Below are 18421 nucleotides of genomic sequence, written 5' to 3'. Positions count from 1 at the left end.
ATGACCACCGCCTTCAATCCCGCGGCCGAACAGTCGCCGACTGTCCTCGATACCGGCCTGCACGCCCTGGCCTGGGCCGCCCGGCGTTTCGACCTGAGCATCAGCGCGGCGCAACTGAACCACCGCCTGGGGCGGGTCGAGGGCCTGGCCGACAGCCTCGACCTGCGGCGCTGCGCCGGCTGGATCGGCCTGCGGGCGCGGGCGGTGCACAGCCAGGTGCAGCGCTTGCAGCACCTGCCGTTGCCGGCGCTGCTGGAAACCAGCCAGGGCTGGGCGGTGCTGGACGCGGTGGACGGCGACCAGGTGCGGCTGTTCTGGCCGTTGCAGGGGCAGTGCCAGAGCTTGTCTCGTGAGGAGCTGGCAGCGCTCTGGCAGGGCCAGGTGCTGCTGCTGGCCGAGCGGCATGTCGAACCCAAGGCGCGCGGCTTCGGCATCGGCTGGTTCCTGCCGTCGATCCTCAAGCACGGGCGGCAGTTTCGCAGCGTGCTGCTGGTGTCGCTGATGCTGCAACTGGTGGCGCTGGTCACGCCGCTACTGTTCGAGAACATCATCGACCGGGTCCTGGTCAGTCGCGGCCTGTCCAGCCTGCAAGTGCTGGGCATCGCCATGCTGGCCTTGGCGCTGTTCGAGCCCCTGTTCGGCCTGCTGCGGTCCTGGCTGTTCAGCAACGTGGCGAGCAGGATCAACGCCGAGTTGTCCGCGCGCCTGTACCAGCATCTGATCCAGCTGCCGCTGGGCTATTTCCAGGGGCGGCAGACCGGCGAGATCATCGCCCGGGTCGGCGAGATGCAGCAGATCCGCCAGTTCCTCACCGGCTCGGCCCTGACCCTGGTGCTGGACTTGGCCTTCTGCGGGCTGTTCATCGCCGTGATGTATGCCTATGCACCGCTGCTGACCTGGGTGGTGGTCGGTTCCCTGGCCTTGTACTTCCTGTTCTGGCTGTGCGTGGGGCCCTTGCTGCGCAGCCGGGCCTTGCGCGAATACGAGTTGAACGCGGCCAACACCGCCTTTCTCACCGAAGCGGTGACCGGCATTGAGACCATCAAGACCGGGGCCATTGAAGGCGGCTTCCAGCAGCAGTGGCAACGGCAGATGGCGGCCTATGTGCGCGCGGCGTTCCACACTCGCATCGTCGGTATCTGGGCCGGGCAGGGCATTGGCGTGATCCAGAAACTCACCGCGGCGCTGTTGCTGTGGTGGGGGGTGATGCTGGTGCTGGACGGCCAGTTGAGCCCCGGCCAACTGGTGGCCTTCAACATGCTGGCCGGCCATGTGGTGGAGCCGATCCTGCGCCTGGCCCAGGTCTGGCAGGACTTCCAGCACACCCTGATTTCCCTGCGGCGCCTGGGCGACATTCTCGACACCGAGTGCGAAAGCGGCAGCGGCGGCCTGGCCTCGGTGCCGGCGTTGCAGGGCGGGGTGAGTTTCCAGGGCGTGCGCTTTCGCTATGAGGAAGACGGCCAGGAGATCCTGCGCAGCCTCGACCTGGAGATCCAGCCGGGGGAATTCGTCGGCATCACCGGGCCATCCGGCTCCGGCAAGTCGACCCTGACGCGCCTGTTGCAGCGCCTCTATGTGCCCCAGCACGGCCGGGTGCTGGTGGACGGCATCGACCTGGCCATCGCCGACCCGGTGGCCCTGCGCCGCAACATGAGCGTGGTGCTGCAGGAAAGCGTGCTGTTCGCCGGCAGCGTGGCCGAGAACATCCGCCTGTGCCGGCCCCAGGCCAGCGATGCCGAGGTGCAGCACGCCGCCAGCCTGGCGGGGGCGGCGACCTTTATCGAGGCCCTGGCCCAGGGCTACGAGACCCAGGTCGGCGAGCGCGGCGGTCAGCTTTCCGGCGGCCCGGGCCAGCGCATCGCCCTGGCCCGGGCCCTGCTGAGCAACCCCGGGATCCTGCTCCTGGACGAAGCCACCAGCGCCCTGGACTACGAGTCGGAAGCGGCGGTGATGGCCAACCTGCAGGGCATCGCCCAGGGCCGCACGGTGATCAGCGTGGCCCATCGCCTCAATACCCTGCGCCACGCCGACCGGATCCTGGTCATCGACCAGGGCCGGGTGCTCGAACAGGGCACCCACGAACAGCTGCTCGCCCTGGACGGGCTGTATGCCCGGCAGTGGGCCTTGCAGATGAAGGATTGAACCGCTGACCCACTGACGGCAGGAGAACGCACGAACCAGGCATCTCTCCCCACCCCGGATACCCATACCGAATAGGCAGCCTTTCGCGGTGCGAAGGGCTTGGCTCAAAACAGACAAAGGATCACTGCAATGGCTTCCATGTCCAAGGACTTCACGCGCCTGCTCAATACCCTGATCGATCAACAGGTCAAGGCGGCAGGCCGGCAAACCGAATGGTTCAACATGAGCGCCGACGAGCGCGCCGCGTACATCGCCCAGGTTGGCGAGCGCCTGCTGGAAATGCAGCAGAGCACCCTGAGCGTGCTGGCCGCCCAGCATTATCAGATGCAAGACAACCCGGTCTCGGTCGGTGACCAGTTGAAGACGCTGCAGCAACGCCGCCAGGAGATGAACGCCATCCCCGACACCCCGGCGACCAGCGCCTACAAGCTGCAACTGGACCGCGACATCCTGTTGTACAGCCGCCAGCAGACGGCGATCACTCACTATGACAGCACCTGGAACACCGCCCTGGGCATGCTCAGCCCCGGTGGTGCCAAGCAGCTGGAAATCAAGGGCCTGAAGGCCGATGCCCTGGCCAAGCAGGGCAAGCTCAAGGGGCGGATCGAGCGCCTGGAGCAGCAGTTGACCATTCAGGTGGCCGACTCCACCTTCAGCCAGAAATACGTGAAGCTGTTCTCCGAGTTGCAGGCCTACAAGGAAGTCAGCGCCCGCTACAACAGCTTGCTCAAGGCCGCGCCCGAGCAGCAAGCGGCGAGCCTCGGCGCGCTGGCCAAGCCGCCCCGGGCCTCCGACGATCTGCCGGTGAACATTTCCCTGCTGATGATGGAAGAGCGCCCCGGCTACGTCCGTATGAACGTGGCGCTGGTCAATGCCAGCACCGATGGGCGCTTCAAGGACTTCTTCCTGGAGAATGGCAGGCTGGTGGTGCCCACCGACGGGGTGCTGAACTTCTCCTTCGGCACCGCGGCCCGCTCCCTGGCCTGGCAGCAACAGTACCGGCTGAAGAACGAGCCGCCGTCCTTCCGCTCGCCGACCTACGCGCCGATCCGCTCGGTGCTGGTCAAGACGTCCTTTGTCGAGCAGTACTTCGCCAACCACCTGGTGTCGGAAAGCTCCTTGCGCGAAGGCTTCAAGGCCCAGGTGCTGGGCAACGGCCACAAACTGCTGTTGACTAGTGTCGATCGCAAGGTGCCGAACCAGGTCGGCATCCAGGTCTCCGGCCAGTCGCCCACCACCACCGTCACCCGCGAAGTGCCCCTGGCCGGCGCCTTGAGCGATCTGATCAACCAGAACGCGGACATCGCCAGCTTCCAGACCATCGGCCTCGAAGGTTTTCGCCAGAACAGCTACCACCCCGACCGTGACGGCGTCTTCGTCAATATCCACGAGCTCGAACGCTCGGTGGGTTTTGCCGAGCGCCAGTACCTGCTGGAAATGCCTCAGGGCGGCGATTACCGCGCTGCGACGCCTTTTGCGCTGATGACTGTCGACGGTGACAAGGTCAGCAGCAGCCACCTGAGCAAGGCGCAGACCGACGCCCTGTATCAATACAACGCGGCGTTTTTCGACAAGCTGGAGCAACTGCGCGACGGCGGCATCAAGGCCAGCCGGCTGTTCGAAGGCAGCCGCGAGCGCACGACCTTCGTGCAGCAGCTAACCCGCTTGCTCGAGCGCAACCACATCACCCCGGCCGGGGTGCTGATGCCGGAACACAGCCGCGCCAGCCTGCGCGATATCAAGGGCAACAACCTGAACAAGGTGCTCTGGGAGCAGGCCTTCGCCGCGTCGGTCTGGCAGAGCCGCGACAACGACGCGCTGCTGTTCGGCCTGGCCGACAAACTAGTGAACAACCAGGCGCTGGCCAAGGTCCTGCAAGGCGGTTATGTGCAGAGCGACATTGCCCAGGCCAAGCTGCTGCTGGCGCCGCTGTACGAGCCATGGCGGGTCCGGGCGATCGACGCGGAAACCCAACGGGTCGCCGCGGCCAACGCGGCGCAGCATCCGGATAATCCGAAAGTGCATGTGTTCGATCAGGTGGCGGTCGAGCGGTCCCTGGACAGCAAGCTGCTGACCCTGTTGTTGCGTGGCCCCGAAGGGCTGGAGCAGGCCGATGGCAAACTGCGCCCGACCGTCGAGGCGCTGCTGTCGAGCGACCAGGGCCGCAGCCTGCGCAAGCAGGCGCTGTTCCATGCCCTGCGCCCGGTGGCCGACAGCTTTTCCAAGGCCGCGGTGCCGGTCAATGGCCATGCCGCGCTGGCGCCGCAGAGTGGCGCCGACAAGGTCATGATCAACAACCGGCTGAATCAGCCCGACCCCTACCTGATCCTCAATACCCACCCGGAGCAGGCCCAGGCCGATGCCACGTTCCTGATCGCGGACGACAAGTACCGCAGCTACAGCCAGTTCCGTCCCGACCCGGGCAATGCCGCCACCCGCTACATGAACGACCTGGACACCCCATTCGTGGGCGGTATTTCCGGGACCACCCAGACCGTCAGCAATGCCTTGCCGGAGTTGTTCGGTGGCGCCCTGAGCGTCAAGCAGTACTGGCAGTTCCAGATGGCCAACGCGGCCTTCATGATCCGCAACGGCTATCACTCGTTCTTCGAGACCCTGTACGTCGCCGCCCGCTATGAACCCCAGGGGCCGGGCAGCATCGGCCAGGACCTGCTGCAGATGTTCGACCGCTACCGCGCCGAAGGCAGCAGGGAGGCGCTGCACGGCGAGCTGTACGACGGGGTGATGGCTCGCGTGCTGCCCATCGTCAACCAGGGCTTGCCGGCGGCCGAGGAGTTCCATCCGCCGCGCTTCACCAGCGTTGGCCCGTTGCCCGCGCTGCTGGGGCAAGCAGCGAAGGACCTGCAGCTCAAGACCGGGCTGGCGTCCCTGGGGGCCGGGTTCGAACCGCGCCAGGGCAGCGCCGACATCCAGCAGTTCGCCGCCGACCCTGTGCAGTTCGCCAAGACCCACACCCTGAGCGCCGAGGCCCTGGTCAAGTCGGGACGCTTGCCGGCCCAGGGCAACGTGCAGTTGGTCAAGGTCGCGCCGAACCTGTACGAGCTCGAATACACCGAGCACAGCGCCAATGACATTGCCGGCAGCGGCGTCGACAGCGTGCCGGCGTATTTCCTCGGCTACAACGGCCCGAACCAGGCCAATGCCGCGCCGGCCTATGTGGATATTCCCAAGCACGCGGCCGCGGGCAGCTTCCTCTTCACCGGGACCTTGTCGGGCTGCTCGCTGGTGGTGACCAGCCTGGACGCCAACACCTTCCGGGTCTACCACGACGGTCGGGTCAACAGCTCGCTGCTGTACGACAACGTGGTGATGGCGGTGGACTACAAGGACTATCAGGTCGCCGGCACCGCCGAGGGCCTGGCCGCGGCCTACATGCAGTACGTCGATGGCCAGTGGCAACTGGTGTTCCAGCGCCAGGAGTACCAGCGCGAAGGGCAGATGGTCTGGCCGAAGCTGCGCGACGGCGCCCAGCCCCTGGCGATCCAGACCGCCGACCCTCAGGTGGTGGAGCGCAACCGGGCCGAGTTCGCCACCTACCGCGAGCAGGTGCACCAGAACCTGAAGAAAGTCGCGACCCAGTTCGGGGTGTCGGTCGAAGGGGTGGCCGACGGCGTCTACACTGAGGGCGCCTTTTCTCCCGAGCATCCGGCGATCGCCAGTTGGAACCAGCTGCGCGAAGCGGTCCAGGCCAAGGTCAACGCCGATATCCAACAGCTGGCCGACAAGCGCTACCAACTCCAGCAAGACCGGCGCGGGGCCAGCGACAAGGGCCTGATCGACCAGCAGATCAAGCAGCTCAACCTCACCCAGGACTACTACCGGGCGCAGTACGACCCGGTGTTGCGTGAAGCCGGCTCGGTGGAAAAGACCTGGCTCTGGCAGCAGATCAAGGCCAAGGAGGGGAGCGCCGCGGTGGTGCGCACCGACGATACGGCGATCCAGGGCGCAGGCGAGGAGCGCGCCAGCAGCGTCGGCGAGCGTTATGCGATTGCCGAGGCCTATCAGCGGGGGGCGCGCGGCACGGCGTTCAGCGACGGCCTGCGGGATTTCCGTGAGATCAAGATCCCCAGGGTGAACGACAAGATGTCGGCCCTGGAGATGAAGCAGCTGTTTCTCGACGGCACCCTCACTCCCCGCGAGCGTGGCGCCCTGAGCGGTCGCATCACGGAAACCGCCCAGGCCGAGTACATCGACAAGGTGCTGCGCCAGACCGCAGTGTTCAGCGAAGACTTCCACAAGGCCGGCAGTGTCTTCGGCCAGCTGGCGCCGCAGGACTTCTACCTGTCGCTGGTGGGCGACCGCTCCGGCGGCCGTTGCTACCCCCTGGTCCGGGCGATGGCCGTGGCCCTGGCCAGTGGCGGCGAGGCGGGCGTCAACAGCCTGGTGCAGAAGCTGTTCCTGGCCTCCGCCGACCCTCAGGCGGGCAGCTCGACGCTGCTCAAGAACAGCCTGATCCGCCTGCATTCCAATGTCGAAGCGGTCCAGGCGTCGAAGGAGCTGGGACAGTTCAAGCTGGCCGAGGTGGTCTCGCGGCTGGCCGCCGGCAGCGGTACCTCGATGTTCGCCCTCAACACCCAGAACCACTCGATGATGGTGGGCAGCACACAGACCGCCGAGGGCCGTCGCTACTACTTCTACGACCCGAACGTGGGGATCTTCGCCTTCGACTCCACCAAGGCTCTGACCAAGGCCATGCAGCAGCACCTGGTGGAGCGCAAGCTGGCCGCGCACTATGGCTCGTTCGGCAGCCAGTCGCAGCCGGCCTTCAACCTGATCGAGATCGACACCGGCAAGATGGCCGAGGTGCCGGTGGGCAACGGGCTGAATGTGGCCGACCTGTCGCGGCCCGAGGAGCTGGCGGGGGTCATCGGCCAGCGCCGCCAGGTGGAGCAGGCGGTGGACGCCCAGCAGCGCGTCAGCGAAGACCTGCGCCTGGGAGCGGCCTTGACCACCTTCGACGCCGAGCAGTGGGGCGCGCGCTTCGAAGTCGCCAGCACCCGGCTGGCCCAGGAACATCAGTTGGGCAGCCAATGGATACCGATCATTGCCAACATCGAGGAGCAGAAGGAGGGCGGCTATCGGGTCCAGTTCATCAACCGTGACCAACCCGAGCAGACCCGCTGGCTGGCCACCGACGATGGCACCTTTGTCGAGTTCCGGCGTTTCGTCGATGAGCACATGCGGGTGTTCAACGAACACTTCACCCTGGAGCATGGCCAGATACGGCCCCGTGCCGGCATTAGCGAAGCATCGCCGGTGGACGGCCTGAACGCCGGCTTCGCGGTACAGACGCTGATCCAGTGGTTTGCCGACAAGAACCGCAAGGACACGGCCCAGGGCACGGTCTCGCCGGACCTGGCCACCGCGCTGAAGATCCACAGCTACCTGGGCCTGGCGCAGATCGGCCATGGCACCTTGCAGGACGTGGTCAAGGTCACCGAACTGGTACAGACCGCGTTGCGCGGCGAAGCCATGGCTGCGGAAACCTCGCTCAAGGACTTTGCCTCGACCCTGGGCCACACCGTCAACGAAGGCGCGGGCGTGCTGTTTGGCGGGGCCATGGTCGGCCTGGATGCCTATGAACTGGCCCATGCCGAGAACGATGTGCAGAAGGCGGTGTTCGGCACCCAGCTGGCGTTCGACTCGGCCAGCTTCGTCACCGGCGCGGCCGGAGTCGGCGCCGGGCTGCTCGGCGCCTCGACGGCGGCCGCGGTGCTCGGTGGCGCGGGGGTAATCCTCGGCGGCCTGGCGGTGGGCTTCACCGCGCTGGCCCAGGCCTTCGGCGCGGTGGCCGAGGACGCCAAGGCGGTCGGGCGCTATTTCGATACGGTCGACAAGGCCTATAAAGGCAACGGCTACCGTTACGACGCGGAGAAGAAGGTGCTGGTGCCGCTGGCCGGCGCGGTGGTCAAGCGCCTGGACCTGCGCAACAACCAGATAGGTTTCGACAGCCAGTACATTTATCGCACCCACCACGGCTCCACCGGTTCCGGGGCGATCAACTACTTCTTCTGGGCCGGGGATTTCCCACAGATGATCCACGACCGTGGCCAGGCGATCGAGGTGCGCAGCGGCATCGGCTACAAGGACGCCACGCGCACGCTGGAGCATGGCGACAGCACGGCGGTGATCCTGCCGGGCACGCCCAAGTCCTACATCAGCTACGAGTACATGATCCTGCCTGGGTCCACCACCCGGCATGACACCGGTTTCGACGTGATCCGCAGGCTCGAGGAAGACCGGCGCTTCGACTACGACTTCTACATCTTCCCGAGCGAGGAGACGATCCGGCGGATTCGCCAGGAGTACGTCGACACCCCGATCGAGGTGCTGCTCGATTCGCGCGACCGGCAACTGGTGATACCCGAGCTGCCCAAGGAGCTGTACGGCTATCTGAACTACCAGATCAAGGGCGCGGGCGGGCGCTATCTGGTCGGCCTCAATGAAGGCACCCGGGTCGATCTGTCCAGCGAGTCCGGCACGCCGTCGCGCTGGATCATCGACAGCAGCCAGCTGGCGAGCGAGAGCATCAGCGTGTCGAAGGACCAGCTGGTGGTGGGCGGCGTGGTGGTCAAGCTCGACCCGGCGCACAACGGCCAGGTGCTGGTGGTCAACGCCAAGGGCGAGGTGCGCGAAGTCGATTTCGCCGGCATGAGCGCTCGGGTGGTGGAGGAAGACGCGAGCAAATGGCAGCTGCCTGGCCAGCGTATCGAACAGCACCTGAGCGAACTGGCCAAGGCCCATCAACTGCACGGTCAGTACGTGGTCGTCGATAACTACAGCCACGAAGGACGCAATGTCGGCCGGGCGTTCTACGACGTCGCCAAGGACCGCATGCTGTTCACCGACACCCAGGTGGAACAGGCCAGGAATGCCCAGTTGGGGGCGGTCATCGGCGAGCATGCCTACTTCGTCGACGCCGAGAACGCCGCGGCGTGGCGGGTCGAGATCGCCACCGGCAAGGTCGACGCGCAGTTCGCCCCGTCGTTCAACCAGAGCGCGGGCCGGATCAGCCGGTTCTGGCAAGAGGGCGACGCGGTCTACCTGGCCCGTCGTTATCAGTTCAAGGAGCGGGAAGCCGAGCTGAACTTCCGCATCATCGGTGACCGGATGGAGCTGGTCGGGGTGGTCGGCGATGACGCATTGCTGCAACTGTCGGCCCGCACCGGCCAGCATGGCGATGCGCTCAAGGCCATGCTCCAGGGCTACCAGAACCAAACCACGCAGCGCGCCACCCCGGTGTACAACCTGGGCGCGCCGATGATGGAGCCGAGCGCCGCGGCGCTGGTGACGGTGTTTGGTCTGGATAACGCCAAAGTCGCGCACCGCTACTGGGTGCGCACCAGCGACGGCACGGTGATCAAGCCGAACCTGGCGCCCCCGGCGGGTCAGCTGCCGCCGGTGGATGCCCAGGGCAAACCCCAGAGCGCCTGGCCGATTCCGGCGGATCTGGTGTTCGCCGGCAGCATGCCGCAGCCCGCTGGCCAGGAAGTGTTTTTCTTCTACAGCCAGAAGGAGAAGGTGCTGTTCCGCCAGGAAGGGCCGGGGCAGCAGGTCCTCGACGGTAGCCAGCCGAGTGCCTTGCGCCTGGCCACGCCGACCCTGGCCAATGTGCTCGAACTCAACGGCCATCTGGTGGCCGTGACCGAGGACGGGCGTGTCGCGCGGATCGAGGCGACAGGGCGCCTGAGCTATGAAGCGGTCAACGAGCATTGGCTCAAGGGTCGCAGCACCTGGTGGAAGGACCTGGCCAGTGTCAGCGGCAGCAATGCCACCCTGGCGGTATTCGGAGCCAAGGCCGCCGATGGTAAGAGCGCGCTGCCGGTGTGGTACCACAACGGCCAGGTGATCGTGGCGGCGTCCTCGCTGCAAGGCAAGCCGCTGCAGTTTCTCGGCTTCGACAGCGCCAGCTCCAGCGCGCGGCTGTTCGAGCCCGAGAGCGGCAAGCTCTACCTCCAGGCACCGATGACGCCCGAGGCGCTGGCGACCGCGTTCGGTGGCGACGAGGTGCTTGAGGCCTCGGCGCGGTTGCCCGCCGCCACGCTGCCGATGCCCGAGGCGCAACTGCGCTCGGCGGTCCAGGTGGATGCCGGGTTGCGGCTGACGACGGTGCAGGGCGAAGTCCTGCTGCGCACCAACAGCGGCGATGTGCAGCTGGTGGCGGTCGACAAGGGCTGGCAGCAGCAACACCTGGGTAATCTGCCCCAGGCGCTGGCCCAAGTGGCCGGGCAGTGGCGAGCCAAAGGCGTGTTGACCTTGCAAGGCGCCGACAGCCAGGGCTGGTTCGATGTCGCCAGCGGGCAGATGTTCGCCAGCACCGGCATTCCCGCCGCGAGCGACCTGCGTTTTATCGGCGTGGCCGCCGAATCGCAGCGCTCGGCCTATGTCTACAGCCCGACGGAGCAGGCGCTGTACAAGGTCAAGCAGGGGGCTGCGCAGAAGCTCGGGCACTACGGCAATGTCGAGCGTATCGGCTCCTCGCTGCTGCTGCAGGGCGGGGGCGTCGGCGGTCGTCAGGACGAACTGGCGCCGCCGTTGATCGCCGGGGTCGACAGCGTGGTGCTGCATGGCGGCGGTGCCAGCGACACCTACCGCTTCAGCCCGGCGATGTGGGCGCACTACCGCACGGTGGTGATCGACAACGATGACCCGGGCCAGGCCCTGGATCGCCTGATCCTGCCGGTGGCCGATGGCAAGAACATCCTCGTCAGCCGTCAGGGCGAGAACGTGCTGCTGACCGACGCCGGCACCGGCACGGCCCTGGTGCTGCGCCAGGTGTTGGGCAACCAGGCCGCGGCGCATCGGCATCTGCAGATCGAGCTGCAAGGCGACTCATCGGTGATCAGTGTCGATCATCTGGTGAAGGGCTTTGCCCAGGCGGGATCGGCCAGGGACGCTTTGTTCGAGCTGTCCTCGCGCGAGCGCCAGACCCTGCCGACGGCGAATGACATCGCCTCGGTGACGGAGGTTGAGGGCCCCAGCCTGGCCAAACTGAGCGGGGCCATGGCGGCCTTCGCCGACACCGGCGGCGCTCGTGAACAGGTGCCGCAAAACCGTCAGGCCGCCCAGGCGGTGCTGGTGCCTTCACTGACCTGACCACGCAGGAGCAACCACGGGAGGGGCGCAAAGCCTCTCCTGTCTCCGGCCGAATCACTTCTTTATGTAGAACAGCAAACCATGATCAAACCCATGATTTCGCGGCAGCGAGCCCTTGCCGGCTGGTTGCTTGTCCCTCTGTTGCTTGCCGCATTGCCGGCCGCCTCCCTGGCGCAGGCGGCCGAATACCCGCGCCAGGCCATGCCCAGCGACCTCTGGCGGGTGTACCTGGATGCCCAGCAGAACAACAGCGAACTGGCGGCGGCCCGTGCCGACCAGGCCGCTCGCGCCGAGGCGGTGCCCCAGGCCCGCGCCGGGCTGCTGCCCACGCTGTCGGCCAGCGCCGAGCTCAATGGCACCAGCACCTCCCTGCAACAGCCAAAGCAGGACACCCGGCGCAGTGGCACCAGCTACCAGGCGGTGTTGAACCAGCCGATCTTCCGCGCCGATCGCTGGTTCAGCCTCAAGGCCGCCGAAGCCGAGGACCAGCAGGCCCAGCTGGAACTGGCGGCGGCTGAGCAGAAGCTGATGCTCGACAGCGCCCAGGCCTATTTCGGCCTGCTCAAGGCCCAGGACGCCCTGGCGGCGGCCAAGGCTGAAGAAGCAGCGCTCAAGCGCCAGCTGGAACTGGCCGAGAAGGGCTTGCAGCTGGGCCTGTCGGACCGTACCGATGTGCTCCAGGCCGAGGCCGGGCATGACACCGCGCGGGCCAACCGGATCGTCGCGCAAAAACGCACCGACGATGCCTTCGAGGCCCTGGACACCCTGACGCACCAGCAATATGCAGCGATCCAGGGGGTGCGGCATGACATGCCGGTATTGTTGCCGGAGCCCAACGATGCCCGGCGCTGGGTCGACACCGCGGTACGGCAGAACCTGACCCTGCTGGCCAGCCAGCACGCCCTGGACGCGACGCAACAGACCCTGAACGCGCGCAAGGCCGGGCACGCGCCGACCCTGGACGCGGTGCTGCGTTACCAGACCGGCGACAACGACAACCTGGGGTACGGCAACAGCGATATCCGTGGCAGCGGCTATGGCGGCAATGTCGAGCAGCGCTCCGTCGGCCTGCAGTTGAACATTCCACTGTTCAGCGGCGGCCAGACCTCTTCCCAGGTGCGCGAGGCCCACCAGCGGATGAATCAGCGCGAGTACCTCAACGACAACCTGCGGCGCCAGGTGGTGGAGCAGACCCGCAACCTGCATCGCGGCCTCAACAGCGGGGTCGATCAGGTCAAGGCGCGGCGCCAGTCGATCATTTCCAACCAGGGCGCGGTGCTGGCTTCGCAGCTGGGCTTCCAGGTCGGCACCCGCAATATCGTCGATGTGCTGGAAGCCCAGCGCCAGCTCTACAACGCGGTGCGCCAGTACAACGACAGCCGTTATGACTACATTCTCGACACCCTGCGGCTCAAACAGTCGGTGGGAACCTTGTCGCCCCAGGACCTCAAGGCGCTTGGTGATTACCTCAAGGCCGACTACGATCCCGATCGCGATTTCCTGCCGCCGGAGTTTCCACGCCGGCTGGCGGCGCGTTGAGGCTGTTTGTCAGGGCGACGGGTACGGATTCATCAGGTAAAGGGGCGAGGTGTTGCACAGGTTAACCCACTTCTTCGACAGCCACAGAGGGTGTTGCTACGCCCTGGGCGTGGTGATCGCGGTCGGTGCCGCGGTGGCGCTGGGCAACTACTACCGCCTGCAGGTCGAGGACGTCTACCAGGCCAGTATCGAGATGCAGACCCAGGACTACGCGGCGGATCTGCAGCAGTGGAAGTCCGACGGTTTTGCCATTGGCGCGCTGTCGATCCTGGGGCGCCACAACCCCTCGCTGAAACGGGTGATCCTGGAGCGCGAGCCCTCCGCGGAATTGATGGAGCAGGCGGCGATCCCGTTGAAGACGCTGTCCATGGTGGTGGGCGCCAACCATGCCTTTGTCCTCAACCGCGACGGGGTGGTGGTGGCGGCCTATGATCACCAGGGCCAGGCACCGCTGGGGCTGAACGTGGCCTTCCGGCCTTACTTCAAGGTGGCGCTCAACGGCGGCAGCAGCGTCTATGGCGCGATCAGCGCCACCACCGGGACCCGCATGTTCTACATGGCGGTCCCGGTCTACGAATCGCGCACGCGTCAGGACAAGGTGATCGGGGTGCTGGTGGCGCGTTTCGACGGCAAGATGCTCGACACCAGCCTGAGCAAGCAGTATGGCGACGACCTGAAAATGATCCTGTCGCCCAGCGGCGTGGTGCTGGCCGCCAGCACCCCGGATTTTCTGCTCAAGGCCGACCGCGCCTGGTCGCTGCGCGAGTTCAGCGGCGAGATCCGCCGCCAGTTCGGCGACCACCCGTTCGCCCATGGGGTGCCCGAACGCTTGCCATTCGATGCCCATCAGCCGCAGGTCAAGCTGGATGGCCGGCGCTACAGCCTGTCCCGGGCCGACTTCGACTGGAACGACCCCAGCGGTCCCTGGACCCTGATCACCCTGGGCGACCTGGATGCGGTGCTGCCGGCCGAGCAGGTGCTGCTGATCAAGGGCTTGAGCGCCGTGCTGTTCCTGCTGTTGCTGTGGGGCGGCCTGCGGCGCCTGGCCGATGCCCGGCGGCACAAGGCCGACGTGGCGCGGATCGAGCAAAGCGAGCGGCGCCTGGACATGGCCCTGCAAAGCGGGGCGCTGGGGCTGTGGGATTGGAACGTCAGCCTGGGGATCGTCATCAACAACGATGTCTGGCTGCGGATCCTCGGCTACAGCAAGGAGGAGCTGGACCAGACCTTTGGCAATGGCCTGGATCGCTGGGCCTGCCTGGTCCATCCGCAGGACCATGAGCCGGTCATGGCCAGGCTCAGGGCGCACCTGGACAACGAAGTCGAGGAGTACCGCGCCGAGTACCGCATGCGCAGCAAAAGCGGGCGCTGGTTGTGGGTGCTGGACATCGGCCGGGTCATGCAGCGCGATGCCGATGGCGCGCCGACGCGGGTCACCGGCGTGCTGCAGGACATCACGCAAGCGGTCGAGGTGCAGCAGTCGATCGTCGACAGCCAGACCAAGCTGCAGTCGATGATCGCCAACATTCCCGGGGTGGTGTTTCGCAGCCTGCCGGACGGCGCGCGGACCATGGTGTTCGTCAGCGATGCCATCGAGGGCCTGAGCGGTTTTCCGGCGGCGCATTTCCTCGCCGGGCACAGCTATCGCGACCGGGTCCACCCCGACGACCTGGAGATTTTCCAAGGCGGCCTGAACAGCGCCAGCTACATGCTCGAATACCGCATCATCACCGCCAGCGAGGAGGTGCGCTGGGTCTACGACAAGGGCCAGACCATTGTCGTCGACGGGGTGCCGCAGTACCTGGACGGGGTGATTTTCGACATCAGCGAGCGCAAGGCGGTGGAAGCGCAGATCCAGCAATCGCGGCGTGACGCCGAGCTGGCGACCCAGGCCAAGTCGGAGTTTCTCGACAGCATGTCCCATGAGATCCGCACGCCGTTGAACGCGATCATCGGCATGGCCCACCTGGTGCAGGACATGCCCCTGGAACGGGTGCAGCGCGACTACATCGAGAAGATCGACCGCGCGGCGAGGAACCTGGTGGGCACCATCAATGGCGTGCTCGATCTGTCGAAGATCGAAGCCGGCAAGCTGAGCATGGAGCAGGTCTGCTTCGACCTGCGGGAACTGGTGGACGATGTGTTGCTGCTGGTGCGCCAGCGCGCGGAAGAACAGGCGCTGCAGCTGCGCCTGGACATTCCCGCCATGCTGCCGCGCAGCTATGTCGGCGATCCGCTGCGCCTGGCCCAGGTGCTGACCAACCTGGTGGACAACTCGATCAAGTTCACCGAGGCCGGCCATGTGTGCATCGGCGTGTGCCTGGTGCGCCAGTGGAACGACAAGGCGCTGCTGTGCTTCAGCGTCACCGACACCGGGGTGGGCATCAGCGAGGAACAGCAGGCACGGCTGTTCAATGCCTTTGTCCAGGCCGACCTGTCCATCAGCCGGCGTTACGGCGGCAGCGGCCTGGGGCTGACCATCTCGAAGAAAATCGTGCAGATGATGCAGGGCGACATCTGGGTGCACAGCAAGCCGGGGCAGGGCGCGGTGTTCAAGTTCACCGTGCAGTTGAGCCTGCCGCGACAGCGGCCGCAGGCGTCGCCCGCGCCGAGTTGCAGCACGCCGGCAACCCCATCGGTGGCCGGTGCGGCGGGGCTGTGCACGGTCAACGACTATGCGCGGTTGCTGGCGGGGACGCGGGTGCTGGTGGTCGAGGACAACCGGCTGAACCAGGATGTGTTGCAGGGCCTGTTGCAGCGCGCCGGGGTCCAGGTGGTGCTGGCCGACAATGGTGCCGAGGCCTTGCAGCGGTTGCTCGGGGATGGTCGCTTCGACGGGGTGCTGATGGATTGCCAGATGCCGGTCATGGACGGCTACGGCACCACGCGCAAGATCCGCGGTTACCCGCACCTGCAGTCGCTGCCGATCATCGCGGTGACCGCCAGCAGCCAGGCCGATGTCCAGGGCCGGGTGCTGGCCGCCGGCATGAGCGACCTGGTGAGCAAGCCCCTGGAGGTCACGGCCTTCTATCGGACCCTGGTGCGCTGGATCAAGCACCTGGAATTGCCCGCGGGGGCGATTGCGGCAAGCCCGCCCAGCGGCGTCTCGACCCCGGGCTACGCGGGCATCGACTCGGCGCTCGGGCTGGCGGTGGTGAACCAGGACCTGGCGCTGCACCAGAAACTGCTGGCGGATTTTCGCGATGACCAGCAAGGGATCATCGAGCGCCTGTGGCGGGCCCATGCCGCCGAGGACTTGCAGGTCATCGGCTTTCTGGCCCACAGCCTGCAGGGCGCGGCCGGCAACATCGGCGCCACGGCGGTCCGGCAGGCGGCCAGGCAACTGGAGGAACAGTGTGCCGGGCAGGCTGAGCTGGTGCCCTTGATCCGCCAGCTGGCGCAGTGCCTGGAGCCGCTGCTGGCCGGCCTGGTGTGCTTGCCAGCGGCGGGTGTCGGGCCCCAGGCCCGGGAGCGCGAGGCGCTGGACAGTGAGCAGGTGCTAAAACTGGAGCGACTGGCCAAGCTGCTGCGCAATCACAATGCGCAGGCCCTGGCGCTGATCGATGAGCTGTGCGAGCAGAACCCTTGCAGCGCCTTGCGGGCCATTCAGGAGCGGATCTACCGGTTGGAGTTCCAGCAGGCCGATGAGCTGCTGGTCGATTTGCGCGCGGCCCAGGGTTAGCGCGTGGCCTGGGTCAGGGCGAGGTAGCGCGCCATCCGGTCCGTGCAGTGCTCCACCAGGCATTGATGCAGGGCCCGCAGCGACTCGGTGATTTGCGAGCGGTGCGACACCACCAGGCTCAGCGGCGCGGCGTCGGCCTGCCAGCCGGGGAGCAGGGGCAGCAGGCGCCCGGCGAGCAGGTCCTCGACCACGTTCAACAGCGGCAGATAGACCACGCCGTGGCCGGCCACCGCCCAGCGCCGCGCGGCATCGCCATCGTCGCAGCAGAAGTGCCCCTGCACCCGCACGTCCTCGATCTGGCCCGGCGCGTGGAAACGCCAGCGGCTCTCTGGCCGGCCAATGCTGTGGCAGATGATGCACTCGTGCTCGCTCAGCTGTTCCGGCGATTCGGGCTCGCCGTGTTCGGCCAGGTAGCCGGGCGCGGCGCAGGCGATGAAGTGGTGCTGCTTGAGCACCGGCAGTTCCACCAGGTCCAGCGCCAGGCTTTTGCCATAACGCAGCGCCGCGTCGAAGCGGCCCTTGAGCAGGTCCTCTTCCTTGTCGCTCAGGGCCAGCTTGATGTACAGGCGCGGCCGTTGCTGCTTGAGCCGGGCGAGCAGGTCCAGCAGCAGGTTGCGGCCCAGGTCGGAAGACACCGTGAGCTCCAGCATGCCGTCGTCGTGGGTCAATGAGCGCTTGCCGTTGGCCAGGATCTTCAGGGCGTGCTGCGCGCTTTCCAGGTAACGCACGCCCTCGGGGGTGAGTTTCATGGTGCGGGTGGAGCGGGTGAACAGGCGCACGCCGAGACGGTTCTCCAGGCGCTTGAGTGCGAGGCTGGCGGCGGCCGGGGTGATCGACATGATCCGCGCGGCGGGCGACAGGCCCTGCAACTCGGCAATCAGCACGAACAGTTCCAGGTCGGCGAGGTTAGGCATGGGCAAGGCTCATTGTCCGTTCACAGGCCGAAAAAGCTCTGTGACGAACTCAGCAAGGCCGCCGAAAGCGACTCCGGGCCGCAGGCGATGCATTGCTCGAACCCCGGCTGTTGATACATCCGCGCCATGGCCTGGGCATGCCGGCCAGGCAGGTCGCCGCCGGGTTGCAGCAGGCTCAGGTGGTAGTTCAGCGCCAGGGCGAACAGGCGGGCCGAGAGCGGGAGATCGAGGCTTGCCGGGCTGCGGTCGCCCTGGAGCAGCGCCTCGGCATGGGTGATTTTCCAGGCGAGGTTGAGGATGCGGTCTTCCGGGTCGGCGTGGGCGAGAATTTCCTCGATCAGCACCCGGCTCTGGGCCAGGGCCTGGCCGATGCTGCTGCCGGGCTGGTTGAGGCCCATCAGGGCCAGGCAGGCGGCGCCGCGAAACGCCGCGGGGTCGCTCTGGGTCAAGCCGCTGTCGAGCAGGATCGACAAGGTATCGAGCAGCGCCTCGAGGCGGATCTGCGGGTTGCCGGCCAGCTGCAAGGCCAGGGCGTCGATAAAGCCGTCGCGCATGTCGCTGCCGGCCGAGGGTTCGGCCGCCGGTTGCGGGCTGTGCAGGGGCTTGTCGCGGTACCCCAGTTGTGTCGCGACCCGGGCCAGCACCACCGGTGGCGAAATCGGCTTGGCGATGTAGTCGGCGGCGCCGAGCAGCAGGCCCAGGCGCTCGTCTTCGACGCTGCTGCGCGAGGTCAGGAAAATCACCGGGATGGCGGCGGTCGCCGGGTGGCTCTTGAGTTCGCTGAGCACCTGGAAGCCGTCCATCTCGGGCATCAGGATGTCGAGGATGATCAGGTCCGGGCTGGCGCTGCGGGCCAGGGCCAGGCCGCGCTCGCCGTTCTTCGCCAGCAGCACTTCATATTCGGTCGTCAGGGTTTTCGAGAGCACGATCAACGACTGCGGGTCGTCGTCGATCGCCAGGAGGGTATAGGGCTTGGGGGCGTGCTCTGCGGGCATGACGGGGGCGCCTGAACAAGATAGGGCGGCAG

The 18421-nt window shown here is 66.6% G+C and carries 6 protein-coding genes; 4 read left to right on the top strand and 2 right to left on the bottom strand.

The window, feature by feature from the left end:
* The 4 genes from C4K38_RS19435 to C4K38_RS19420 all read left to right on the top strand — a co-directional run bounded on the left by C4K38_RS19435 (position 1) and on the right by C4K38_RS19420 (position 16480).
* Positions 1-2142, top strand: coding sequence for a type I secretion system permease/ATPase (locus C4K38_RS19435; protein WP_053279775.1), 2142 nt, complete (start codon positions 1-3; stop codon positions 2140-2142).
* A 129-nt stretch (positions 2143-2271) separates the two neighbouring features.
* Positions 2272-11259: a TcdA/TcdB pore-forming domain-containing protein gene (locus tag C4K38_RS19430; protein WP_053279774.1), complete on the top strand. Its 8988-nt coding sequence runs from the start codon at positions 2272-2274 to the stop codon at positions 11257-11259.
* An 81-nt stretch (positions 11260-11340) separates the two neighbouring features.
* A complete protein-coding gene (locus tag C4K38_RS19425) occupies positions 11341-12798 on the top strand; it encodes a TolC family outer membrane protein (protein ID WP_081001545.1) in 1458 nt (485 codons plus the stop codon).
* 112 nt (positions 12799-12910) lie between these two features.
* Positions 12911-16480, top strand: a complete 3570-nt coding sequence (locus tag C4K38_RS19420; RefSeq protein WP_053280006.1) for a PAS domain-containing protein — start codon at positions 12911-12913, stop codon at positions 16478-16480.
* Here the strand turns inward: C4K38_RS19420 and C4K38_RS19415 are convergent.
* The gene (locus tag C4K38_RS19415; protein WP_053279773.1) at positions 16477-17394 is read right to left on the bottom strand and encodes a LysR family transcriptional regulator; all 918 of its coding nucleotides are present in this window, start codon (positions 17392-17394) and stop codon (positions 16477-16479) included. The two genes, C4K38_RS19420 and C4K38_RS19415, sit on opposite strands and share 4 nt — an antisense overlap.
* Before the next feature lie 20 nt (positions 17395-17414).
* The gene (locus tag C4K38_RS19410; protein ID WP_053279772.1) at positions 17415-18389 is read right to left on the bottom strand and encodes a response regulator; all 975 of its coding nucleotides are present in this window, start codon (positions 18387-18389) and stop codon (positions 17415-17417) included.
* Positions 18390-18421 lie beyond the last annotated feature (32 nt).

Origin of the sequence: Pseudomonas chlororaphis subsp. piscium, assembly GCF_003850345.1 — a bacterium.
Classification (GTDB): Bacteria; Pseudomonadota; Gammaproteobacteria; order Pseudomonadales; family Pseudomonadaceae; genus Aquipseudomonas; species Aquipseudomonas piscium.
Note: the sequence above shows the minus strand (reverse complement) of the source record. Positions and strands in the feature narration are given on the sequence as shown.